This is a genomic window from Streptomyces sp. NPDC057137, from assembly GCF_042670825.1.
Classification (GTDB): domain Bacteria; phylum Actinomycetota; class Actinomycetes; order Streptomycetales; family Streptomycetaceae; genus Streptomyces.
In genome coordinates this window covers 14,947-37,078 of the sequence record NZ_JBHUUW010000031.1, presented here as the reverse complement: position 1 = coordinate 37,078, position 22,132 = coordinate 14,947, and the positions used below count along the sequence as shown (strand labels likewise).

General features: G+C 70.9%; 22 protein-coding genes. 8 read left to right on the top strand and 14 right to left on the bottom strand.

All coding sequences use genetic code 11. From position 1 onward, the window contains the following. Positions 1 to 31: 31 nt before the first annotated feature. Positions 32 to 703 carry an endonuclease NucS gene (gene nucS, locus ACFT9I_RS23450; protein ID WP_354605251.1) on the bottom strand — a complete coding sequence of 224 codons (672 nt, stop codon included), beginning with the start codon at positions 701 to 703 and terminating at the stop codon, positions 32 to 34. A gap of 214 nt (positions 704 to 917) precedes the next feature. On the opposite strand from nucS, the gene ACFT9I_RS23445 reads away from it, so the two are divergent. Continuing rightward, positions 918 to 1,310 (top strand): SCO5389 family protein, encoded by a 393-nt coding sequence (locus tag ACFT9I_RS23445; RefSeq protein ID WP_023538618.1) that lies wholly within the window; start codon positions 918 to 920, stop codon positions 1,308 to 1,310. Between the two features lie 195 nt (positions 1,311 to 1,505). Here the strand turns inward: ACFT9I_RS23445 and ACFT9I_RS23440 are convergent, their stop codons facing one another. After that, positions 1,506 to 2,534 (bottom strand): LLM class flavin-dependent oxidoreductase, encoded by a 1,029-nt coding sequence (locus ACFT9I_RS23440; RefSeq protein ID WP_382567122.1) that lies wholly within the window; start codon positions 2,532 to 2,534, stop codon positions 1,506 to 1,508. A 211-nt stretch (positions 2,535 to 2,745) separates the two neighbouring features. Here ACFT9I_RS23440 and ACFT9I_RS23435 point away from each other — a divergent pair, with 211 nt between their 5' ends. Further along, a complete protein-coding gene (locus ACFT9I_RS23435; protein WP_382567120.1) occupies positions 2,746 to 3,075 on the top strand; it encodes an ATP/GTP-binding protein in 330 nt (109 codons plus the stop codon). An 80-nt stretch (positions 3,076 to 3,155) separates the two neighbouring features. On the opposite strand, the gene ACFT9I_RS23430 is transcribed toward ACFT9I_RS23435, so the two are convergent. From ACFT9I_RS23430 to mce, 7 genes are all read right to left on the bottom strand, one after another. After that, positions 3,156 to 4,004 carry an ABC transporter permease subunit gene (locus ACFT9I_RS23430; RefSeq protein WP_382567118.1) on the bottom strand — a complete coding sequence of 283 codons (849 nt, stop codon included), beginning with the start codon at positions 4,002 to 4,004 and terminating at the stop codon, positions 3,156 to 3,158. Then, positions 4,001 to 5,227 (bottom strand): ABC transporter ATP-binding protein, encoded by a 1,227-nt coding sequence (locus ACFT9I_RS23425; protein ID WP_382567116.1) that lies wholly within the window; start codon positions 5,225 to 5,227, stop codon positions 4,001 to 4,003. The genes ACFT9I_RS23430 and ACFT9I_RS23425 overlap by 4 nt, the downstream gene beginning before the upstream one ends. A 196-nt stretch (positions 5,228 to 5,423) precedes the next feature. Next, the gene (locus ACFT9I_RS23420; protein ID WP_382567114.1) at positions 5,424 to 6,203 is read right to left on the bottom strand and encodes an ABC transporter permease subunit; all 780 of its coding nucleotides are present in this window, start codon (positions 6,201 to 6,203) and stop codon (positions 5,424 to 5,426) included. A gap of 3 nt (positions 6,204 to 6,206) precedes the next feature. Further along, the gene (locus ACFT9I_RS23415) at positions 6,207 to 7,193 is read right to left on the bottom strand and encodes an ATP-binding cassette domain-containing protein (RefSeq protein ID WP_382567111.1); all 987 of its coding nucleotides are present in this window, start codon (positions 7,191 to 7,193) and stop codon (positions 6,207 to 6,209) included. Positions 7,194 to 7,340: 147 nt separating this feature from the next. Further along, positions 7,341 to 8,279: a cellulose-binding protein gene (locus ACFT9I_RS23410; RefSeq protein WP_382567109.1), complete on the bottom strand. Its 939-nt coding sequence runs from the start codon at positions 8,277 to 8,279 to the stop codon at positions 7,341 to 7,343. Positions 8,280 to 8,393: 114 nt separating this feature from the next. After that, a complete protein-coding gene (gene scy / locus ACFT9I_RS23405) occupies positions 8,394 to 12,134 on the bottom strand; it encodes a polarized growth protein Scy (protein WP_382567107.1) in 3,741 nt (1,246 codons plus the stop codon). A 160-nt stretch (positions 12,135 to 12,294) separates the two neighbouring features. After that, positions 12,295 to 12,732 (bottom strand): methylmalonyl-CoA epimerase, encoded by a 438-nt coding sequence (gene mce, locus ACFT9I_RS23400; protein ID WP_382567105.1) that lies wholly within the window; start codon positions 12,730 to 12,732, stop codon positions 12,295 to 12,297. A 141-nt stretch (positions 12,733 to 12,873) separates the two neighbouring features. Between mce and ACFT9I_RS23395 the strand changes: the two genes are divergently transcribed. Together ACFT9I_RS23395 and meaB are read left to right on the top strand one after the other, a co-directional pair. Next, the gene (locus ACFT9I_RS23395) at positions 12,874 to 14,076 is read left to right on the top strand and encodes an acetyl-CoA C-acetyltransferase (protein ID WP_382567103.1); all 1,203 of its coding nucleotides are present in this window, start codon (positions 12,874 to 12,876) and stop codon (positions 14,074 to 14,076) included. Positions 14,077 to 14,122: 46 nt separating this feature from the next. Continuing rightward, entirely contained in the window at positions 14,123 to 15,082 is a 960-nt protein-coding gene (gene meaB / locus ACFT9I_RS23390; RefSeq protein ID WP_382567101.1) for a methylmalonyl Co-A mutase-associated GTPase MeaB, read from the top strand. Between the two features lie 90 nt (positions 15,083 to 15,172). Here the strand turns inward: meaB and ACFT9I_RS23385 are convergent, their stop codons facing one another. Beyond that, positions 15,173 to 16,018 (bottom strand): PepSY domain-containing protein, encoded by an 846-nt coding sequence (locus tag ACFT9I_RS23385; protein WP_382567099.1) that lies wholly within the window; start codon positions 16,016 to 16,018, stop codon positions 15,173 to 15,175. Between the two features lie 115 nt (positions 16,019 to 16,133). On the opposite strand from ACFT9I_RS23385, the gene ACFT9I_RS23380 reads away from it, so the two are divergent. Then, on the top strand, positions 16,134 to 16,796 hold the full coding sequence (locus ACFT9I_RS23380) for a response regulator transcription factor (RefSeq protein ID WP_382567096.1): 663 nt from the start codon (positions 16,134 to 16,136) through the stop codon (positions 16,794 to 16,796). Beyond that, a complete protein-coding gene (locus ACFT9I_RS23375; protein WP_382567094.1) occupies positions 16,793 to 18,385 on the top strand; it encodes a sensor histidine kinase in 1,593 nt (530 codons plus the stop codon). Before ACFT9I_RS23380 ends, ACFT9I_RS23375 begins: the two co-directional genes overlap by 4 nt. Here the strand turns inward: ACFT9I_RS23375 and ACFT9I_RS23370 are convergent. The 4 genes from ACFT9I_RS23370 to ACFT9I_RS23355 form a co-directional block, all read right to left on the bottom strand. Then, positions 18,335 to 18,811: a MarR family winged helix-turn-helix transcriptional regulator gene (locus tag ACFT9I_RS23370; RefSeq protein ID WP_382567091.1), complete on the bottom strand. Its 477-nt coding sequence runs from the start codon at positions 18,809 to 18,811 to the stop codon at positions 18,335 to 18,337. The two genes, ACFT9I_RS23375 and ACFT9I_RS23370, sit on opposite strands and share 51 nt — an antisense overlap. A 105-nt stretch (positions 18,812 to 18,916) precedes the next feature. Next, positions 18,917 to 19,666, bottom strand: a complete 750-nt coding sequence (locus ACFT9I_RS23365; RefSeq protein WP_382567188.1) for an AIM24 family protein — start codon at positions 19,664 to 19,666, stop codon at positions 18,917 to 18,919. 23 nt (positions 19,667 to 19,689) lie between these two features. Further along, positions 19,690 to 20,340 (bottom strand): AIM24 family protein, encoded by a 651-nt coding sequence (locus ACFT9I_RS23360; protein WP_382567089.1) that lies wholly within the window; start codon positions 20,338 to 20,340, stop codon positions 19,690 to 19,692. After that, complete coding sequence (locus tag ACFT9I_RS23355; protein ID WP_382567087.1) at positions 20,340 to 20,978, bottom strand: AIM24 family protein; 639 nt, start codon at positions 20,976 to 20,978, stop codon at positions 20,340 to 20,342. The genes ACFT9I_RS23360 and ACFT9I_RS23355 overlap by 1 nt, the downstream gene beginning before the upstream one ends. A gap of 178 nt (positions 20,979 to 21,156) precedes the next feature. Here ACFT9I_RS23355 and ACFT9I_RS23350 point away from each other — a divergent pair, with 178 nt between their 5' ends. Both ACFT9I_RS23350 and ACFT9I_RS23345 read left to right on the top strand, forming a co-directional pair. Continuing rightward, positions 21,157 to 21,501, top strand: coding sequence for a DUF3817 domain-containing protein (locus ACFT9I_RS23350; RefSeq protein ID WP_382567085.1), 345 nt, complete (start codon positions 21,157 to 21,159; stop codon positions 21,499 to 21,501). Further along, the gene (locus ACFT9I_RS23345) at positions 21,498 to 21,791 is read left to right on the top strand and encodes an MTH1187 family thiamine-binding protein (RefSeq protein WP_382567084.1); all 294 of its coding nucleotides are present in this window, start codon (positions 21,498 to 21,500) and stop codon (positions 21,789 to 21,791) included. Before ACFT9I_RS23350 ends, ACFT9I_RS23345 begins: the two co-directional genes overlap by 4 nt. The last annotated feature ends 341 nt before the right edge of the window (positions 21,792 to 22,132 follow it).

The window sequence follows — 22,132 nt, the reverse complement described above, 5'->3', positions numbered from 1 at the left end:
CGAGGCGCAACGGGCGGCGGGGGCTCGTGCCTCAGAACAGCCGCAGTTTGTCGTCCTCGATGCCCCGCAGCGCGTTGTAGTCCAGCACCACGCACCCGATGCCGCGGTCCGTCGCCAGTACGCGGGCCTGGGGCTTGATCTCCTGGGCCGCGAACAGGCCGCGGACCGGGGAGAGATGGGGGTCGCGGTTCAACAGATCGAGGTAGCGCGTCAGTTGTTCCACGCCGTCGATGTCGCCGCGGCGTTTGATCTCGATCGCGACCGTCGCGCCGTCCGCGTCCCGGCACAGGATGTCCACCGGGCCGATCGCGGTGGGGTACTCGCGGCGGATCAGGCTGTAGCCGTCGCCCAGTGTCTCGATGCGGTCGGCGAGAAGCTCCTGGAGGTGTGCTTCCACGCCATCCTTGATCAGGCCCGGATCGACTCCGAGTTCGTGTGACGAGTCGTGGAGGATCTCCTCCATCGTGATGATCAGTTTCTCGCCCGCTTTGTTCACGACCGTCCATACTCCGACATCGTCGCCGGTGCCCTCTTTGAGGGTGCAGGGCGGTGACATCCAGTTGAGCGGTTTGTACGCCCTGTCGTCCGCGTGGATCGACACGCTCCCGTCAGCTTTGACCAGGATCAGACGGGGGGCGGTGGGCAGGTGGGCGGTGAGCCGGCCCGCGTAGTCGACGGAGCAGCGGGCGATGACGAGACGCATGGTCCGCAACGCTACTCGACTGTCGACGTTCGCCGCGATTCGCCCCTCAAGCCCCGTTCGTTTGTGGCCGGTTGTGTTCCCATTCGCCTGGTGCGGTCCGGACAGCACGCATAACGTGGATGCAGGAGGTCGCCGGTCGTGCACGCTGCGTCGTCGTCTCCCCCTTCCCTGCCCGTAAGGCCCCAGTTTGTCTGGGGTCACGAGAGGAGAACCCATGTCGCTCGACGTCTCACCGGCACTGTTGGAGCAGGCCGAGCGAGGCGAGGTCGACGAAGCCGAATTCGTCGACTGCGTCCGGACCTCCCTGCCTTTCGCGTGGGAGATGATCAGCTCCTTGGTGGCCCAGCTGAAGGTGGACGGCGGAGAGTTCGCCGACAACCAGACGCCGCCGCCGGACGAGCAGGCACGTGGTCAGCTGCTGCGCGCACTCGCCAGTGACGCGATCCGCGGTGCGCTTCAGCGCCACTTCGGAGTGCGTCTGGCATTCCAGAACTGTCACCGGGTCGCGGTGTTCCCGCTGGACCCCTCGGTCGACGAGAGGCTCGCCCGCTTCACTTCCATCAGGGGACAGTTGCTGAACCAGTCCCCGGAGCTCCGGGACTGCTGACGGCTTCGGTCTGTCGGCGGATTCCTGGGCCGACACAGGGATCCGCCGGACGACCGGCCCGACCTCGCCAGGCCCAGACCTCGCCCGGCGTACGTCGTCCAGCGTCCAGCGTGATACCGACCGCGTGATACCGAGCGCCTGAGCCCGAGCGCCTGAGCCCGGCCTCGTACCGCGACGAGCGTACGCGCCGCCGCCTCAGCGCAGTTGGGGCAGCACCTCGGCCCCCACCCTCCGTACGTTCTCCTCCGTGGCCGCCAGGTCCCCGGAGCCCTCGACGAGCAGCGCGAAGCGCGTGATTCCGGTGCGTTCCGCCGTGGCCGCCAGCCGGTCGGCGGCGAGCCGGGGAGGCCCCACCGGATGCAGACCGCACAGCAGCTCCGTGTACGCGACGGGATCGCGCATCGACCTGGGCCTGCCGTCCACCGTCACATGGGCGCCGAGGCCCTGCCGCAGCCAGCCCGGCATGGCCTTCACCAGCGTCTCGGTCGCCTCCGTACGGCCGTCGGCGATCTGCGCCACCCCCGCCGACACGTGCGCCGCGCCGTCGGCCTCCTCGGGTGTGCGGCCGGCGGCGATGGCGTGGGTACGCCAGAGGGCCACCATCTCTGCCTTCTCCTCGTCCCCGCAGTGCATCCCCAGCAGCATCGGCAGTCCCCGCTCGGCCGCCAGCCGCACGCTCTTCGCGGACGTGCACGCCACGACGACCTCGGGCCCGCCGGCGCCGTCGATCAGTTCGTCCGGCCTTGGTACGACGGGGACTTCACGGAACCGGTAGCGCTCGCCGTCCGCCGACACCCGCGGTTCGCGCAGCCAGCGCAGCAGCAGGTCGAGCGATTCGGGGAAGTCCCGTTCGTACGCCTGGAGACCCGACCCGAAGACCTCCAGGTCGACCCACGGCCCGCCCCGGCCCACGCCGAGCGTGAAGCGCCCGCCGGAGAGCAGGTGCAGCAACGCCGCCTGCTCGCCGAGCGCCACCGGATGTATGTTCGGCAACACGCTGACCGCCGTACCCACCCGTATGCGCCGGGTGCGCCCCAGCAGCAGGCCGGCCAGTGTCACGGCCGACGGGCAGGTGCCGTACGGCACGAAGTGGTGCTCGGCCAGCCAGACCGAGTCCAGTCCGGACTCCTCGGCGACCTCCGCCGTGCGCACCGCTCTGTGCAGCGCTTCCCCCTGGCCCTGGCCCGGGAACTGGGCCGCCAGTACAAAAGCTCCAACTCGCATCGCCTTCTGCCTCCTTGCGGCTGACGCGGCTCCCCCCTACTGGCATTAACGTCTGACACGTGCCATGGGCACGGGCGCCACGGAAGTTGTTGCGATTGTCCGCTAACTGCACCGTGCGGGTGCCCACGGTCTCACGCCGCGCGGGCATGGCACCGGGAGAGCGGCCCGTACGCTGGAGGGGAACCGTGCTGTCAGCCCCGTGAGGTGTCATGTGTCCCCGCGCCGCAACCGCCCCCGAGGCGGCGAGACCCCGACCGACCACGCCGGAGAGGCGACGGACCGGTACGGCGGCTTCCAGCGGACCGAGTCCTGGCAGGGCGAGGAGTGGGCGGTCCGGACCGTCGCCGGCGCGAGCGCCGCGGGCAAGCGGTACCGCTGCCCCGGCTGCGACCAGGAGATCCCCTCGGGTGTGCCGCACGTGGTGGCGTGGCCGGAGTACGGCGGCGTGGACGACCGGCGGCACTGGCACAAGGCGTGCTGGAACGCGAAGGACCGCCGCGCCTCGCGGGTGCAGCGGTCCCGTAACGCGCCGAAGTTCTGAGCGCCGGAGTTCCGCACCGGGCGGGACGGACCGTCCGGGCGTGACCGGCGCCGTACCGGCCCGACAGCCGCCAACCGGCCTTACACGTCGCGCCGGTTGAGCGCGAGGGTGGCGAGGGCCATCATCACGGCCGTGACACCCGCCCCGATGAACAGCGGGTCCCAGCCGCTCGGCCCGGCCCCGGTCATCGAGGTGTCGTAGAGCACCGCGAGCTGGCTCGGGATCGAGTACGAGAAGAGGGCCTCCTGCACGTCCGCCAGCGACGGCGAGAACATGAACATCGCCAGCACCAGCGGCAGCAGCACCACCCCGATCATGATGGTGATCGCGCCCGCCGAGTGCCGGATGAGCGCGCCGACGGCCAGGGCCAGCAGGCCCAGCAGCGCCACGTAGAGCCCGACTCCGAACGTGGCCCGCAGCCACTCCTCGCCGCTGGGCGTGCGCCCGCCCAGGATCGCGAACTGGATGCCGCCCACCAGGGTCGCGGTCACCGTCGTGGTCGTGAACACCAGCAGGAAGAAGACGATCGACTTCGCCGCCAGCACCCGGCCCCGGCTGGGGCAGGCGGTCAGGGTGGTGCGGATCATGCCCGTGCCGTACTCGGACGCGATCGTCAGCACGCCGAGGGTGATCACACAGATCGAGCCCAGCAGTACGCCGAAGAAGCCCATCGGCAGCATCGACTCCCCGGTGGGGGCGGGCTCCGAGAGAGAGATGGCCCAGGCCACGAGCGAGCCGATGCCCACCATCAGGACGATCATGACGCCGAGCGTCCACACGGTGGAGCGGACGGACCGGATCTTGGTCCACTCCGAGGCGAGCGCGTCACCGAGGGTGGCCCGGCGGACCGGGATCGGCGAGATGTACGACCCGAGGGGCTGGCCGCCCTGCCAGATCGGGGCCTGCGGCTGCTCGTACGGGGCGGTCATCGGGCGTCCTCGGTGCTCTCGGCCGCGGCTGCGGTCTCGTCGGGCTTCGCGTCGCTCAGGCTTTTGGCGAAGTCGGCGGCGGTCGCCGGGGCCGGTGCGGGCTTCGCGGGGGCGGGTGCGGGCGCCGGCGGGGCGGTGGGCGGCGCGGCAGCCGCACCGACCGGTGCGTCCGTCGCGTACGGGTTCTCCCCGGGCGGCGGCGGTGGGTACCAGCCCTGCGTCGGCACGTCGGGCACGACCGGCGGCTCGTACAGCTGCACCGGGTAGCCCTGCTGCGGCGGCGGCGCGAAACCGGCGAGCTGATCGGCCGTAGACCGGTAGTCCACGGCGCTCTGGGTCAGCCGCATGTACGCCTCCTCCAGCGACGCCTGGTGCGGGGACAGCTCCCAGAGCCGTACGTCCGACTCGTGCGCCAGATCGCTGATACGGGGCAGCGGCAGCCCGGTGACCCGCAGCGCGCCGTCCGGCTCGGACAGCACCTGGCCGCCCGCCTCGCCCAGCGCGACGATCAGCTTCTCGCGGGCCTCCGGGGCGGTCTGCGCGGGGCGGATCCGCGCGAAGTCCGCCGAGTTGTGCGAGATGAAGTCCTTGACGCTCATGTCGGAGAGCAACTGCCCGCGCCCGATCACGATCAGGTGCTCGGCGGTCACGGCCATCTCGCTCATCAGGTGCGAGGAGACGAAGACCGTACGGCCCTCGGCCGCCAGCTGCTTCATCAGATTGCGGACCCAGAGGATGCCCTCCGGATCGAGCCCGTTCACCGGCTCGTCGAACAGCAGCACCTGCGGGTCGCCGAGCAGCGCGGCGGCGATGCCGAGCCGCTGGCCCATACCGAGGGAGTAGCCGTTGGAACGGCGCCGTGCCACGTCCTGGAGGCCCACCACGCCCAGTACCTCGTCCACGCGGGCCGCCGGGATGCCGGAGAGCTGCGCGAGCGACAGCAGGTGGTTGCGGGCGCTGCGCCCGCCGTGCACCGCCTTGGCGTCGAGGAGCGCGCCGACCTGGCGGGGCGCGTTGGGAAGCTGCCGGAAGGTGTGCCCGCCGACGGTCACATGGCCGGCGGTCGGCTGGTCGAGGCCGAGGATCATCCGCATGGTCGTCGACTTGCCGGAACCGTTGGGGCCCAGGAACCCGGTGACGGTACCGGGCCTTACCTGGAAGGAAAGGTTGTACACGGCCGTCTTGGCGCCGTAGCGCTTCGTCAGGCCGACTGCCTCGATCATTCTCCAGCCCCATCGACAGTTCAGTCAGGTGGTCGGGGCAGTGGCCGCTCCGGGCCGACGGCCCCCGTTAGAGTTAGGAGGATATCCGGGCCTTGACGGTTCCAGCCAAGTCGTTACGGCGGAGCGGCGGCGCGGAGCTTCCTGAGAGAGCCGCCGCGGAGAGAGCTTGCGCGGACGGAGCTTGCGCGGACAGCGCCTACGCGTCGCGCTTCTTCAGTACGAGGTAGCCGCCGGCCAGCGCGGCGACGACCCACAGCACCATGATCCCCATGCCTTCCCAGGGACTGTACGGAGCCGGGGTCGAGTTCAGCGCGTCGGGAACCACCTGCATGATCTTGGAGCCCGCCTGGTCGGGGAAGTACTTGGCGACCTCCTTCGCCTTCGGCACGGACGCGAGGATCTGCGAGACGAGGAAGAAGAACGGCATCAGGATGCCGAGCGACAGCATCGAGCTGCGCAGCATCGTCGCGACGCCCATCGAGAACAGCGCGATCAGCCCCATGTAGAGACCGCTGCCGATGACCGCGCGCAGCACGTCCGGCTCGCCGATGCTCGTCCCGTGGTCGCCGAGCGCCGCCTGGCCGAGGAAGAACGCCACGAAGCCCGTGACGATCCCGACCCCCAGGGCCAGCGCCCCGGCGACCAGGAGCTTGCTGAAGAGGAACGTGCCGCGCTGCGGTACGGCGGCGAGCGAGGTACGGATCATGCCCGAGCTGTACTCCGAGCCGACGACCAGGACGCCGAAGACCACCATCGCCAGCTGACCGAGAATCATCCCGGAGAAGCTCACGAAGGTCGGGTCGAAGGTGGCGCGCTCGGCATCCGACAGATCGTCGAACGTGGAGCTGAACAGCAGGGACAGACCGAAGCCCATGGCCACGGTCACGAGGAACGCGACGGCGAGGGTCCAGATCGTGGAGGAGACCGTACGGATCTTGGTCCACTCGGACTGGAGGACCGCTGGTACCGATGCCATGGGTCAGGCTCCCTTGCCCTGGTTGCCGTGCTGTCCCCACTGGGGACCCGGGGCCGTGTTGGCCGCCGGGGCCACGCCGTCGCCGCCGGAATGGGCGTGGTACTCGACCGACTCGGCCGTCATCTGCATGAACGCCTCTTCCAGCGAGGCGCGTTGGGAGCTCAGCTCATGCAGCGTGAGCTGGTGCCGGGCGGCGAGGTCGCCGATCTCCTCGGCGGTGGAGCCGTCGACCTCCAGCGCGCCGTCGGCCGCCTCCACGACGGCGATACCGCCCTGGTGCAGCGCGTCACGCATCTGCTCCCGCTGCGGGGAGCGGAGCCGTACGAAACTGCGTGAGTTCTCCTGGATGAAATCCGCCATCGAGGTGTTCGCCAGGAGCTTTCCCTGGCCGATCACGATCAAGTGGTCGGCGGTCAGCGCCATTTCACTCATCAGATGGCTGGAGACGAAGATCGTCCGGCCTTGGCCCGCGAGGGCTTTCATCAGGTTGCGAATCCAGTGAATGCCCTCGGGGTCCAGACCATTTACCGGCTCGTCGAACATCAGGATCTCGGGATCACCGAGCAGCGCCGCCGCGATTCCCAGCCGTTGGCCCATACCAAGTGAGAAGCCTTTCGACTTCTGCTTGGCCACGGCCGTCAGACCGACGGTGTCGAGGACCTCGTTGACCCGGCTCACCGGGATGCGATTGCTCTGGGCCAGACACAGGAGGTTGTTGTACGCGCTCCGCCCGCCGTGCATGGCCTTCGCGTCGAGCAGCGCGCCGATGTACTTCACCGGCTCCGAGAGCTCCCGGTAGTGCTTCCCGTCGATCCGTACCGATCCACCGGTCGGGATGTCCAGGTCGAGCATCATCCGCATCGTCGTCGACTTGCCGGCTCCGTTGGGTCCCAGAAAACCCGTCACCACCCCTGGCCGGACCTGGAAGGAGAGGTGGTCGACCGCGATTTTCTTCCCGAAACGTTTGGTGAGCCCTTCGACCTCGATCATGCGGACAACCTAAGGGCGCGCAAAGCCCCCCGCCACTCCACTGGCGGGGGGCTTGCACGATCGTTACTTACGGAACGGATCCGTCTATCAGCCGTACATCGGCCGTCCAGCTACTCAGCCGTCCAACCGTCCAACCGTCCCGCTGTCCTAGCGCGACTGCTGCGCCGGGACCCCACGGGAGATCGGCTCGTCCTCGGCCGGCGTACCCGCCGCGGCGACGGCCGCACCGGTCAGCGTGGCCAGCATCTCGCGGACGTTGGTCAGCTGGGCGTTGATCGAGTCGCGGCGGTTGGTGAGCGCCGCCAGCTCGCGCTCCGATTCGCTGCGGATCCGGTCGGCCTTGGCGTTCGCGTCGGCCACGATGTCCTCGGCCTGGCGCTGAGCGGTCTCCACCGTCTGACGGGCGCGACGCTCCGCGTCCGTACGGAGCTTCTCCGCCTCCAGCCGCAGCTGCTCGGCGCGGTGCTCGATCTCCGCCAGGCGCTTCTCGGCCTTCGCCTGACGCGAGGCCAGGTCACGCTCGGACTGCTCACGCCGCTTGGCGAGGTTCGTCTCGAAGTCCGCGGCGGCCTGGGCGGCCTTGGCGCGGGTCTCCTCGAAGAGCGCGTCCGCCTCCTCGCGCTTCTGCTGCGCGTCCTTCTGCGCCTCGGAGCGCAGGGTCGAGGCTTCGCCCTTCGCCTTCTCGACGATGCGGACGCCCTCGTCCTCGGCCTTCGCCTTGCGCTCGGAGGAGAACGCCTCGGCGTCGTTGCGCACCTGCTGGGCCGCCGACTCCGCCAGCTCACGGTGCTGTTCGGCCGCGCGACGGGCCTCTTCGCGCAGGTCCTTCGCCTCCTCCTCGGCGAGGCGGAGGATCTTCTCAACACGCGCTCCCAGGCCGGCGTACGACGGCTCCGCGTCGGTGACCTGGGCCTGAGCGTTCTGCGTTTCGAGGTGGAGCTCCTCGATGCGCTTTTCCAGTGCGGTGATCCGTGCGAGAGCGCTGTCACGGTCGGCGACGAGTTTGGTAATGCGGTCATCCACCTGACCGCGGTCGTAACCACGCCGCACGAGCTCGAAGCCGAATGGGGAGGAAGTGTCGCTCATGGGGTTCCTGTCGAATGAGACCGGTGAGGTGATAGGGGGAATCCTAGGGGCCGAAGCGGCGTGTCATCGAGCGGATGCCGGTTTGATCTGGAGAATGTCCAGCCTTTTGAGTGGCTAACTGTCGGACGGCTTGCCACCCGAACGGGTAACACCTGCTGCCGCACCCGCCTTGACGCTACCCCCGCCGGCGCCGCCACCTGAACCCGTCTTGCCACTCGCGGCCGGTGTCTCAAAGGATTCCAACGCCTCCAACACATCCTGGACACGGGAGATCTCGGCCTGGATGTCCTCGCGCCTGCGTACCAGGACGTCGAGTTCACGCCTGCCCTCCTCGACGGTGCGGGTGGCCTCCTCCTGGGCGTCGGCGCGCAACTTCTCGCCCTCGCGGGTCAGTTCGGCCTTCTTCAGCTCCGCTTCCTTCAGCAGCGCCTCGGCCTTCTTCACCGCCGCGATCCGGACCTTGCTCGCTTCCGAACCGGCGTCCGCCACCAGGGACTTGGCCTTCTCCTCGGCCTCCGTCAGCTGTTCGGTGGCCGCCTTGACCAGTTTGTCGACGCGTTCGCCCGCGTTCTTCATCTGCTCGGCCGTCTCGCGGCGCGCCCGCTCGTGGAGCTGGTCGATCTCGCCCTCGACCCGCGTCCGCAACTCCTCCGTGCGCTCGCGGATGGCCGTGGAGTCCCGGCGCGCGCCCACGAGCAGTTCGTCGGCATCCGTACGGGCCTTCTCCACCAGGGAGTTGCCCTCGACCGTCGCGTCCGACGTGATGCGCGCGGCCTCGGAGCGCGCGGCGCCCACCATCGTGTCGGCCTGCGCCTCGGCCTCGGTGGCGGCGCGCAACGCCTCCTCCTGGGCCTTGTTGATGAGCTGGTCGGCCTGCTCGGCCGCGTCGGCGCGGCGCTTGGACGCGTTCGCACGGGCGTCGTCGAGGAGCCGGTCCGACTCCGTGATCGCCTCGCTGACGGTCCGTTCGGCCATGGCCTCGGCGTCCGACCTGATCTGCGCGGCCTCCGTACGGAGCCGTTCGGCCGCCCGCTGGGCCGAGTTGACGGTCTCGGCGGCCTCGGCGCGCATACGCTCCGACTCGCTCGACGCCTCGCCGATGAGCCGGTCCGCCTGCTCCGCGGCGTCGCCCCGGATGCGGTTGGCGTCGTCGCGCGCCTCCTGCCGGGCGCGGGCCGCGTCCTGCTCGGCCGCGGCCAGCGAGTCCGACGCCTCGGTCCGTACGCGCTGCGCGTACTCGGAGGTCTCCGCGCGCAGCCGCTCCGCCTCGGTGACCGCCTCGCCGACGGTGCTCTCGGCCAGCGCCTGCGCGGCGTCCGTCTCCTCCTGGGCGCGGGTGCGCAGCCGTGCCACGTCCTCCGCGGCGCGCTCGCGCTCGGCGTACGCGTCGGAGCGGACCCGGTCCGCCTCCTCCTGCGCCTCCGACCTCGTCCGGTCCGCGGCGTGCTCGGCGGCGGAGCGCAGTCCCGCGATCTCCTGCTCGGCCTGGTCGTGCAGCCCGGCGACCGCGTCCCGTACCTGCTGCGCCGTCTGCTCGGCGGCCGACACCATCTCCGTGGCGCGGAAGTCGGCCTCCTCGACCAGCCGCGCCGCCTCGGTCTGCGCCTCGTCGACCCGCTTACGGGCCGACGCCAGCAGATCCTCGCTCTGCTCACGGGCCCGCTCGCGCTCCTGGTCCGCCTCCGAACGGGCGGAGGCCAGCAGCTCCTCCGCCTCACGCCGGCGGCGGCTCGCCTCCTCCTGCGCGGCGTCCAGCGCCTCGGCGGCCTCGGCCGCCACGCGCTCGGCAGCGGCGCCGGCCTCGGCACGCAGCCGGTCCGCGCTCTCCTGGGCCTCGGACTTGATCCGCTCGGCCTCCTGGGCGGCCTCGTCGCGCAGCCGTACGGCGGTCGACTCGCCCTCAGCGCGGGAGCGCCCCGCGTCCTCGGCGGCCTCGGTGCGCAGCCGCTCGGCCTCCTGCTCGGCCTGGGCCTGGAGCGTACGCAGCCGCTCGGCGGCCTCCGCGCGCAGCCGCTCGGTCTCCTCGGCGGCCTCGCGGCGGATCCGCTCGCTCTCGGCGCGCGCGTCGGTCAGCGCCGACTCCGCGCCGCTCAGGCGCTGTTCGGCCTCGGTGTGCAGCCGGGTCAGCTCGTCGGACGCCTCGTCCTTACGGGCCTCGACACCGCGCTCGGTCTCCTCGCGCAGCTCGACCGCGGCCTGCTCGGCGGCGGCCTTCGTCGCCTCCGCCTGCTCCTCGCCCTCGGCGCGCAGCCGGTCGGCCTCGGCGCGGGTGCGCTCCAGGGTCTCCTCGGCCTGCTTGCGCAGCGTCGTGGCGCGCTCGATGGCCTCCGTACGGACGCGCTCGCTGTCCGTGGACGCGGTGGCGCGCATCTCGTCGGCGTCGGCGCGGGACTTCGTCAGCAGTTCCTCGGCGGTGCTGGCCGCCTCCTCGATCTGCTGGACGGCCTCCCGGCGCGCCTCGCTCCGGATGCGCTCGCCCTCGGCGACGGCCTCGGACCGCAGGGTCTCGGCCTCGCCGCGCAGCCGGCGCGCCTCTTCCTGAAGCTCGACCGTCTTGGCGCGGTACTCCTTGGTGTCGTCCTTGGCCGCGCCCTTGAGCTGGTCGGCCTGTTCGGCCGCCTCGCCGCGCAGCCGGTCCGCCTCGGCGTCGGCCTCGCGGCGGATCCGCTCGGCCTCCTCGCTCGCGGCGCGGGTGGTGGCCCTGGCGTCCTCGGACGCCTTGGTGAGGACCTCCTCGGCCGACCGGGCCGCCTTGGCGAGCTGGGCCGCGGAGTCCTCCGCGGCGGCCGTACGCGCCTTCTCGGCGGCCTCGGCGACCATCTTCTCGGACTCGGCTCGGGCGTCGGCGAGCGCCTGCTCGGCCTCCGCCTTCAGCGCCTCCGACTCCTTCGTCGCCTCGCCGACGAGCCGGGCGATCTCGGACTTGGCGGTACGGGTGCGCTGCTCGTACTGGGTCTCGGCGCCGGCCAGCCGCTTGACCGCGGTCTCCTTGGCCTCGGCGACCATCTTCTCGGCCTCGGCGCGGGCCTCGCGCAGCCGCTCGTCCGCCTCCTGTATGCGCTGTTCGGCCGACCGGCTCAGCTCGCCGGCCTGCTGGCGCGCCTGGTCGGACTCGGCCGTCGTCGTCGTGCGGAGCTGCTCGGCGTGGCTGGTGGCCTCCTGCGCCTGCGTGGACGCGGCGTTGAGCAGCCGCTCGGCGTCCTTGCGGGCGCGCTGCAGGATCGCCTCGGCCTCGGCACGGGAGGTCTCGGACTCGGCGCCGAGCCGGCGGCGGGCCTCCTCGGCGACCCGGGTGGCCTCGGCGCGCGCGGCGGCCAGGGACTTCTCGGCCTCGGCGCGCGACTCGTCCAGCAGCCTGCGGGCCTGCGTCTCCGTACGGCCGCGCAGCTGCTCGGCCCAGGCGACGTTCTCGTTGACGTGCGACTCGACGGTCTGGCGGCGCTCGGCCAGCTCCTGGTCGAGCCGCTGGCGGCGCTGGACGGCCTCGGCGTGCAACTCGGCCTGGAGCCTGGCCTGGTGCTCGGCGTGCTCCTGGAGGATGCGCTGCGTCTGGGCGCGGGCGTCGCGCAGCTCGCGCTCGGCGTCGGTGCGCAGCTGGTCGGCCTGGATCTGCGCGTTGCGGAGCATCTGCTCGGCCTGGTAGCCGATGTCGGCGTTGTCGTAGGAGGGCCGGGACGCGAGACTGCGGCGCGCCTCGTGGAGTTTCGCGCGCAGCACTTCGACCTGGTAACCGAGGTCTTCGGCGTGCTGGACGGCCTTCTCCCGCGCGGTCTTCAGCCGATCCATCTCGGCTTCGAACCGCGAAAGGTGGTCGTCGTCAGCTCGGTGGCTCTCCTGGCGTTCGTAGCCCCGCACTGCGCGGTCCCATCCGTCCCCTGGTCGCAACTCTGCAATAGGTACCGCCCGACGGGCGAACGGCCCCCCGGGGAATGGTGACAGATCATCGGCCGAGGCGCCGCCCCGACCCGGCCCCGGCCCGGAGCGGCCCACTCTACCGGGCCGGGAATCGTTCGGGTCAGTGCTCCGAAGGCTTCGCGGCGGAGGTGACGAGTTCCGTCAGGACGCCGTGGCAGTCCTTGGGGTGGAGGAACGTGATGCGCGAGCCCATCGAGCCGGAGCGCGGCTCGTCGTACAGAACCCGCACACCCTTGTCCCGGATGGCCTCCGAGTCGCCGTCGACGTCGGCGGTGCCGAAGGCGATGTGGTGCACGCCCTGGCCGTTCTTGGCCAGCCACTTGCCCACGGCCGAGTCCTCACGGATCGGTTCGAGGAGCTGGAGGTAGGAGGCCCCGCCGTCCGACGTCTCGTTGATCTTGAGCATGGCCTCCCGTACGCCCTGCTCCTCGTTGATCTCGGTGTGGAAGACCTCGAAGCCGTAGGTGGCCCGGTAGAACTCGACGGTCGCGTCGAGATCGTGGCAGGCGATTCCGATGTGGTCGATTCGCGTCAGCATCCGCATAGTGCAGCGCCTACCGCGCGGTTACGCAACGTGCGCGCTGTCACACTCGCGGCCGGGTGACCCGGGACCTGTGCGCTCAGTACATTTGGTGAACCCTCGTTAACCCTCAATCCTCAGGCAAAGGGGTCGCATCTCATGCCGGATTCGAACACCACCACTTCCGTCATCGTCGCGGGTGCCCGTACGCCCATGGGCAGGCTGCTCGGATCGCTGAAGTCCTTCTCCGGCGCCGACCTCGGCGGCTTCGCCATCAAGGCCGCGCTGGAGCGGGCCGGCGTCACCGGCGAGCAGGTGCAGTACGTGATCATGGGGCAGGTGCTCCAGGCCGGGGCGGGGCAGATCCCGGCGCGCCAGGCCGCGGTCAAGGCCGGCATCCCGATGAACGTCCCCGCGCTGACGATCAACAAGGTCTGTCTCTCCGGCCTCGACGCGATCGCGCTGGCCGACCAGCTGATCCGCGCGGGCGAGTTCGACATCGTGGTCGCCGGCGGCCAGGAGTCGATGACCAACGCGCCGCATCTGCTGCCGAAGTCCCGTGAGGGCTACAAGTACGGCGCGATCGAGATGCTGGACGCGATGGCGCACGACGGTCTGACCGACCCCTTCGAGTCCATCGCGATGGGCGCCTCCACGGAGAAGCACAACACCCGCCTCGCCATCGCCAGGCCGGAGCAGGACGAGGTCGCGGCGGCCTCCCACCAGCGGGCCGCCGCCGCGCAGAAGAACGGCGTCTTCCAGGCCGAGATCACGCCCGTCGAGATTCCGCAGCGCAAGGGCGACCCGGTGGTCTTCGACCAGGACGAGGGCATCCGCCCGGAGACCACCGCCGAGTCCCTGGGCAGGCTGCGGCCCGCCTTCGCCAAGGACGGCACGATCACGGCGGGCTCCTCGTCGCAGATCTCCGACGGCGCGGCGGCCGTGGTGGTCATGAGCAAGGCCAAGGCGCTGGAGCTGGGCCTGGAGTGGATCGCGGAGATCGGCGCGCACGGCAACGTGGCGGGGCCGGACAACTCGCTCCAGTCGCAGCCCGCCAACGCGATCCGGCACGCCCTCAAGAAGGAGGGCATCGCCGTCGAGGACCTGGACCTGATCGAGATGAACGAGGCGTTCGCCGCGGTCGCCGTCCAGTCGACCAAGGAGCTGGGCGTGTCCCCTGAAAGGGTGAACGTGAACGGCGGTGCCATCGCGCTCGGCCACCCGATCGGCATGTCCGGCGCCCGGCTGGTGCTGCACCTGGCGCTCGAACTGCAGCGGCGCGGCGGCGGGGTCGGCGCGGCGGCGCTGTGCGGCGGCGGCGGGCAGGGCGACGCGCTGATCGTGCGGGTGCCGAAGGCGTAGGTCCTTCTTTCCAACCTTCAGCAACCAGGAACGGAGCGCGGTACGGATGACGGTGGACGTCCCCCAGCTGGTGGCCCAGGCACGGGAGGGCCGGCCCAGGGCCGTGGCCCGGCTGATCTCGCTGGTCGAAGGGGCGTCGCCGCAGCTGCGCGAGGTGATGGCCGCGCTGGCGCCGCTGGCCGGCGGCGCGTACATCGTCGGGCTCACCGGGTCGCCCGGTGTCGGCAAGTCGACATCGACGTCCGCGCTGGTGTCCGCGTACCGGAAGGCGGGCAAGCGCGTCGGCGTCCTGGCCGTCGACCCGTCGTCCCCCTTCTCCGGGGGAGCGCTGCTGGGCGACCGGGTCCGGATGTCCGACCACGCGTCGGATCCCGGCGTCTACATCCGCTCCATGGCGACCCGCGGCCATCTCGGCGGGCTCGCCTGGTCGGCGCCGCAGGCCATCCGGGTGCTCGACGCGGCCGGCTGCGACGTGATCCTCGTGGAGACCGTCGGGGTCGGGCAGTCGGAGGTGGAGATCGCCTCGCAGGCGGACACCTCGGTGGTGCTGCTCGCGCCGGGCATGGGGGACGGCATCCAGGCGGCCAAGGCCGGGATCCTGGAGATCGGTGACATCTACGTCGTCAACAAGGCGGACCGGGACGGCGCCGACGCGACCGCCCGCGAGCTGAACCACATGCTCGCCCTCGGCGAGGCCCGGGGGCCCGGCGACTGGCGCCCGCCGATCGTCAAGACCGTGGCGGCACGGAACGAGGGCATCGACGAGGTCGTCGAGGCGCTGGAGAAACACCGCGCGTGGCTGGAGAAGCACGACGTCCTCACCGAACGACGGGCCCGGCGCGCGGCCCGCGAGGTCGAGACCATCGCCGTCACGGCGCTCCGCGAACGCATCGACGACCTGCGCGGCGACCGCCGCCTGGGCGCGCTGGCGCGGCGGATCGTCGCGGGCGAACTGGACCCGTACGCGGCGGCGGACGAACTGGTGGCGGGGCTGACGGGCGGCTGACGCGAGAGGCCGGTGGCAGAGGAGGGGATGTCCTCTGCCACCGGCTGTCTCGGGCGGACGCGTCAGGCGTCAGGTGCCGTACGCGGGATGTCAGTCGTCGTCGCCGTCGTCGTCACCGCGGTCGTCGTGACCGTCGTCGTCCCGGCCGTCGTCGTCGCCCTGGTCGTCGTTCCGGTCGTCGCGGTCGTCCGCGTGGTCGTCCCGGTCGTCACTGTCGTCGTCCCGGTCGGCCGCCACCGCGCCGGAGGACATGTCGACCGTCACCGCGTGCGAACGGCCGTCGTCGCCCCGCACCGTCACCTCCCAGTGGTCGGCCTTGCGGTCGTCGTCGTCCGCGTCGATCGACGTCACGGCGCCGGGGTGCTTCTTGAGCGCGGCCGCCGCCGCTCCCTGGGCGTCCACCTTGGCGCCGCGCACCGCGGCACGCTCGCCCCGGTCGTCGTCGCTGTCGTCATCGTCGTCGTTGTCCGCGCGGACCGTGCCGGTCGAGGCGTCGACCCGCAGGTCGTACCACTTGCCGTCCTGACCGATGATGTCGATCTCCCAGTGGCGGCCGGCGGACGAGCCGCCGTCGTCGTCACCGTCGTCGTCCAGGTCGACGGACTCCACCTTGCCCGGGTGCTTCTTCAGCGCGGCCGCCGCGGCCTGCTCGGCGGTGACCTTCGAGCCCGCCGCCGGGGCCTTGGTGTCGTCCTTGCCGTTGCCGTTCCCGTTGACGTCGTCCCGGTCGTCCCTGTCGTCGTTGAAGCCGTCGTTGACGTCGTCGTCCCGGTTGTCGTCCGTGGCGCCCGCACCGTTCACCAGTGACGCCGAGGAGACCGTCTTCGGCGCGGTGTCCGCGCCGTTGTCGGTGGCTGCCAGGGCGACCGTGGTGTACGTGCCGGCGCCGATCAGAGCGGCGGCGGTGATGCTGGCGATGACAAGATTGCGCTTCATGAGGGTTCCTCCCCGTCGGGCCGTTTTCGCTTGACCTCAATCTGGCTGAGGGAAGCTGAAGGCAGCCTGAAGCCACCTGAAGGTTTCTTCAGGTTCGTTTTGGGAGGCTGTGCTCATGCGCCTGTTGATTGTTGAGGACGAGAAGCGGCTCGCGGTGTCCCTGGCCAGGGGCCTGCGCGCCGAGGGCTTCGCCGTGGACGTCGTGCACGACGGCCTCGAAGGGCTGCATCTGGCCGGTGAGGGCGCGTACGACCTGATCGTGCTCGACATCATGCTGCCCGGCATGAACGGCTACCGCGTCTGCGCCGCCCTGCGCGCCGCCGGCAACGACGTACCGATCCTGATGCTGACGGCCAAGGACGGCGAGTACGACGAGGCCGAGGGCCTGGACACCGGCGCCGACGACTATCTGACCAAGCCGTTCTCGTACGTCGTGCTCGTCGCACGGGTCAAGGCGCTGCTGCGCCGCAGGGGCTCCGCCGGCGCCTCGCCCGTCCTGCGTATCGGCACCCTCACCGTCGACACCGCGACCCGCCGTGTCCACCGCGAGGACACCGAAGTCACGCTCACCGCCAAGGAGTTCGCGGTCCTCGAACAACTCGCGGTCCGCGCCGGGCAGATCGTCGGCAAGCCCGAGATCCTGGAGCACGTCTGGGACTTCGCGTACGACGGCGACCCCAACATCATCGAGGTCTACATCAGCGCGCTGCGCCGCAAGCTCGGCCCCACGACGATCCAGACGGTGCGCGGCGCCGGGTACCGGCTGGTCGCCGTATGAGACGCCGCCCCTTCTCCTCCGTACGGTCCCGGGCCGCGCTCGCCGCGACCGCCGTGGTGGCCGTGGCGCTGGTGGCCGCCGCGGTCGCCCTGCTGTTCGCGCTCAGCTCGAACCTGACCGGCCAGGCGGAAGGGCAGGCCGACCAGTTCTCCAACGAGGTCGCCCAGCAGATCGCGAGACAGGTGCCCGTCGGCAAACTGGATCTGGAGGGGAGCGAGGACCATCCGACCCAGGTGACCGACGCGAAGGGCCGGCTGCTCAGGGCGAGTGAGGACCTGGAGAAGATCACCGGCACCGGGGTGTCCGCCGTGAAACCCGCGTCGCCCCCGCCCACGACGGCGCCGACCCCCACCCCCACGCCGACGCCCACCCCGACCGGCGACGACGATGACGACGACAGCGGCGGTGACGACGACAGCGGGGACGACAGCGACGACGACAGCCCGACTCCGGGCGACCCGGTGGACGGAACGGTCTCCGTGGACGTGAAGCACCACACCGGAAGCGCGACCGTCGACGGCAGGACCGTGGACTACGTCTTCGCCGAGCGCCGGGTCAGCGACCTCGCGGGCGGCCCGTACACCGTCTTCACGGGCGCCTCGCTCGCCTCGCAGCAGAGCGCGGTCCGCGCGACCACCGTCGCGATGGCCATCGGCGTACCCGCCCTGCTGATCGTCGTCGGCGGCGTGACCTGGCTGGTCACGCGGCGCGCGCTGCGGCCCGTGGAGGGCATCCGGCGCGAGATGGCCGCCATCACCGCCTCCGAGGATCTGACCAGGCGGGTGCCCGAGCCGGGCACCCACGACGAGGTCGCCAAGCTGGCCCGTACGACCAACGAGACGCTCACCGCGCTCGAAGCCTCCGTCGACCGCCAGCGGCGCTTCGTCGCCGACGCCTCGCACGAGCTGCGCAGTCCGATCGCCTCGCTCCGCACCCAGCTCGAAGTGGGCGAGGCGCACCCGGAGTTGCTGGACGTGCCGGGCGCGGTGGCCGACACCGTACGGCTCCAGCAGCTCGCCGCCGACCTGCTGCTGCTCGCCCGGCTGGACGCGGGGGAGCAGGCCGGGCGTACGCGGCTGGATCTGGTCGCGCTGGTGCGTGAGGAGGTCTCGCAGCGGTCGACCGACCGGATCCCGGTGACGCCGGACGTCGGGGGCAGCGCCGAAGTGACGGGCTCGCGCGGTCAGTTGGCGCGGGTGCTGGGCAATCTGCTGGACAACGCCCAGCGTCACGCGGCGGGTGAGGTACGGGCCACGGTGCGCCGCGAGGGCGGCCAGGTGGTGCTCGCGGTCTCCGACGACGGGTCGGGGGTGCCGGAGGAGGAGCGGGAGCGGATCTTCGAGCGGTTCGTACGGCTCGACGACGCCCGCAGCAGGGACGACGGCGGCGCGGGGCTGGGCCTCGCTATCGCCCGCGACGTGGCGCACCGGCACGGCGGCACGCTGGACGTCGGCCGGGCCGAGGCGGGCGGCGCGCTGTTCGAGCTGCGCCTGCCCGCCGCCGGCCGGGACCCGGAGCGGCCGGTCCCCACCGGTGCGTCAGCTCTTGGCTCGGCGCCCGCGCAGGTGCTCGGCGACCGGCGTGAGTGACTGGCTCAGCGCGGTGAGCGCCTCGGGCGGCAGCAGGTCGAAGAAGTGCTTCCGTACGGAGGCGACGTGGTGCGGGGCGACCTCCTGCATCGTCTCCATGCCGTGATCGGTGAGGACGGCGAAGAGGCCGCGGCGGTCGGACTCGCAGTTCTCGCGGCGGACCAGGCCCGCGGTCTCCAGCCGGGTGATCTGGTGCGAGAGACGGCTCTTGGACTGGAGCGTGGCGGCGGCGAGGTCGCTCATCCGCAGGCGCCTGTCCTCGGCCTCGGAGAGGTTGACCAGGATCTCGTAGTCGTTGTTGGTCAGCCCGAACGGCTGGAGGTCCTTCTCCAGCTGGTGCATCAGCAGCCTGCTGACATCCAGGTGGGTGCGCCAGGTGCACTGCTCCGCGTCGTTCAGCCAGCGGGTGGCCGTCTCGGTCTCCATATATGAATTCTACCTAAGATGTTGAAAATTGGACGAAGTCGGCGAGTGTGACCCCGGGCACATAAAAGGCGCACACGTTCGAGGTCACACTCCGCAGACTACCGCTCACAGCCCGAAGCGGCGCTGGAGATCGCCCAGCTGTCCCGGCATCCGCGGCACACCGCTGCCCGGCTGCCCCGCGGGCTGACCGCCGCCGGGTACGCCGGGTTCGTTCGGCACCACGCCGCGCGCCGTCTCGGCCATCAGCGCCTCGCTCGACTGGAGCAGCACCGTACCCGCCCCGACGAACTCGAACTGATGCTCCTCGCCCGACGACCCGCCGAGTCCGCTCATCGCCCGCAGCCCGCCCATGATCCCCGTCATATAGGCGTGGTCGTAGTGGTGGCACGGCGACGGGCAGTCGGCCCAGCCCACCAGCGCCTGCGGGTCCACCCGGATCGGCGGCTCCATGAAGACCACCGGACCGTTCGACGCGGCTACGAACTTCCCCGTACCGATCAGGGTCAGAAAGCCCGGCACGATCGACTGCTTGAGCGCCAGGGACGGCTCGTACGCCAGCAGATTCCCGGAGCGGACGGTCAGATTGCCGTTCTCCAGGTCGAAGGAGTTGACGTCGAAGGCGCGGTCGGCGAGCAGCATCTTGCCGCTGCCCTCCGCCACCACCCAGTCGGCCGCGTGCAGCGGTGAGTGGAAGCTGCTGCGCACCAGCCGGTCGAGCCGGCCATGGCCGATGCCGTTGAAGTCGATCCGCCCGTAGTAGGCGATCATCTTGCCCTTCTGGAGGAACCACTGGCTCCCCTTCAACTCCACACAGAAGGTGTACGCGTTGACGTTGTCGTTACTCGGCAGCGTCATCGGGTCGTGGATCACGGGCGCGCTCACAGCTTCTCCTCTGACGCCTGGACGTACACCGCACCGTTGCCGCTCAGCTCCAGCTGGAACGCCTCGCCCGAGCCACGCCCCACCATGTCGCGCCAGCCGACGGCGGTGGAGAGTTTGTTCCGTACGTCGCCGTGGTGGGCGACGTAGGCCTGCGGGTCGACATGGACCGTACGGCCCTGGCCGATCGGCAGCTCGATGATCCCGCCGTGCGCCATCACGGCGACCGCGCCGTGGCCCTTGAGCGTCGTGGTGAACAGGCCCTGGCCGGTCACCTGGCCGCGCACCATGCCCATCACGCCGCCCTGCGAGCCCATGAACATCGTGCCCTGCTCCAGCGTCCCGTCGAACGCGAGCAGCCGGTCGGCCTCCACGTACAGGGTGTCGCCGGTCAGCCCGATCACCTGGATGTGGTGCCCGCCGTGGCCGAACATCACCGTGCCGTTGCCCTCGACCGTCATCAGCGGGGTCGCCTCGCCCGCCACGCGCCGGCCGATCATCGACATCAGGCCGCCCTGGCCGCCCGCCATGTTCGGGGTGAACGTGACGTCGCCCCGGTACGCGAGCATCGCGCCGCGCTGGCTGAACATCTTCTGGCCGGGCGCCACCGTCGCCTCGACCATCTTCGAGTTGATCTCCCGGAACGGCATCAGACATCGCCCCCGACGGTGTTGCGCTCGCTCGGCTGTACGTACACGAGTCCGTCGCCCTCGAAGCGCATCTGGAAGGCCTCGCCGCCGCCCTCGCCCATGATGGTCCGGAAGTTCACCCCGGACTGGAGGTTCTGCTGGAGGTTGCCCTGGTGTGCCACGTACGCGCCGGGGTCGACGGAGAGCGGGTACTGGGGTGTCACCCGCAGCACCACGGCCACGCCGTCCGACATGATCGCGGCCATGCCTGTGCCCTCGACGGTCGTCGTGAACAGACCGTTGCCGCTCGCGCCGCCGCGCAGACCGGTGAAGCTGGTGCCTGTGCGCAGACCGCCGTCCGTGCACAGGAGATTGCTCGCCTCCACGTACAGCTTGTCGCCGTGCAGCGACACGAGACTGATCTCGCTCGCGCGGTCCGCGAAGAAGCAGGTGCCCTCGCCCTTCACCTCCATCATGACCATCTGTTCGCCGGTGAGGCGCCGGGTCACCATGCCCCGTATGCCCTCACCGCCACCGGACAACTTCTTGAACGCCATCCGGCCGTCGTAGGCGACCATCGAGCCGTTCTTCGCCCGCACGGAATCGCCCGCCATGTCGACGGCGAGCACCTTGCTGCCTTGGAGTCGGAACTGAGCCACAGGCAGAAGATATCCGGACCCGGATAAAAAGCGGGCAAAGCCTGGTGCCACAATGGGACGTCGCTTGTGCGCGCGTTCACAAGATGATCACGCGCGTGGTGCTTCCGCGCGCGACAACCGCGGTGATCGCCCGGCGACGATCACGACGCCTCCCCCCGACGACGAAGGTGCCTGCCTCGTGGACATCAAGACCGCCTCATCCCTCCACCGTCTCCGCCTGGTATCGGCGCCGGAGGCCGTGTCGTTCCTGCTGCTGCTCGTCTGCTCCGTGCTCAAGCGCACGACGGACTTCAACGCCGTCCCGGTGATGGGCGCGATCCACGGGCTGCTGTTCGTCCTGTACGTGATCTTCTGGCTGGACGCCTGGAAGCGCGCCAAGTGGTCGCTGGGCACCGCCGCCCTCTACTTCGTGCTGTCGGTCCTGCCGACCGGCGGCTTCTTCGCCGAGCGCAAGCTCAAGCGTGAGGCCGAGGACGAGGTCATCGCCTCGCGCGCCCGCCGCGAGGGTACGGTCAGCGCATGATCGTCGCTTTCTCCATCACACCGCTCGGGGTGGGCGAGGACGTGGGCGAGTACGTCGCCGACGCCGTCCGCGTCGTACGCGAGTCCGGGCTGCCGAACCACACCGACGCGATGTTCACCTCCGTGGAAGGTGAGTGGGACGAGGTGATGGACGTGGTCAAGCGCGCGGTCGCCGCCGTCGAGGCACGGGCGCCGCGCGTCTCACTGGTCCTGAAGGCCGATGTCCGCCCCGGGGTCACCGACGGCCTCCACTCGAAGGTCGAGACACTGGAGAGGCACCTCGCCGGCTGACGGCAGGCGCTCTGCGGAGCGCGGCCGGTCGGTCCGAGCAGGCGGCGCCCACCGCTACGCGGCCGGCCCGCCATGGTGTCGCCCCCGGCCCGACCGGCGCTTCCCGCCGTACTCCCGTCCCGCGCCCGCCGTCAGGTGCGGTCCGGCTCTCTCCTGGTCCTGGCCCGCCGTCAGGTCGCCCCGGCCGGGTGGCCGGCCGGCATCGCCCGCGCGCCGGCGCCCCGTCATGTCCCGCCGTACCCCTCCCGCGCCGCCCGGCACCCCGTCAGATCCGGCACCGCGGCCGCCGCTTCGGCGCCCCTTACCGCCACTCGCACGGACGACTCCAGTCGACACGCCGA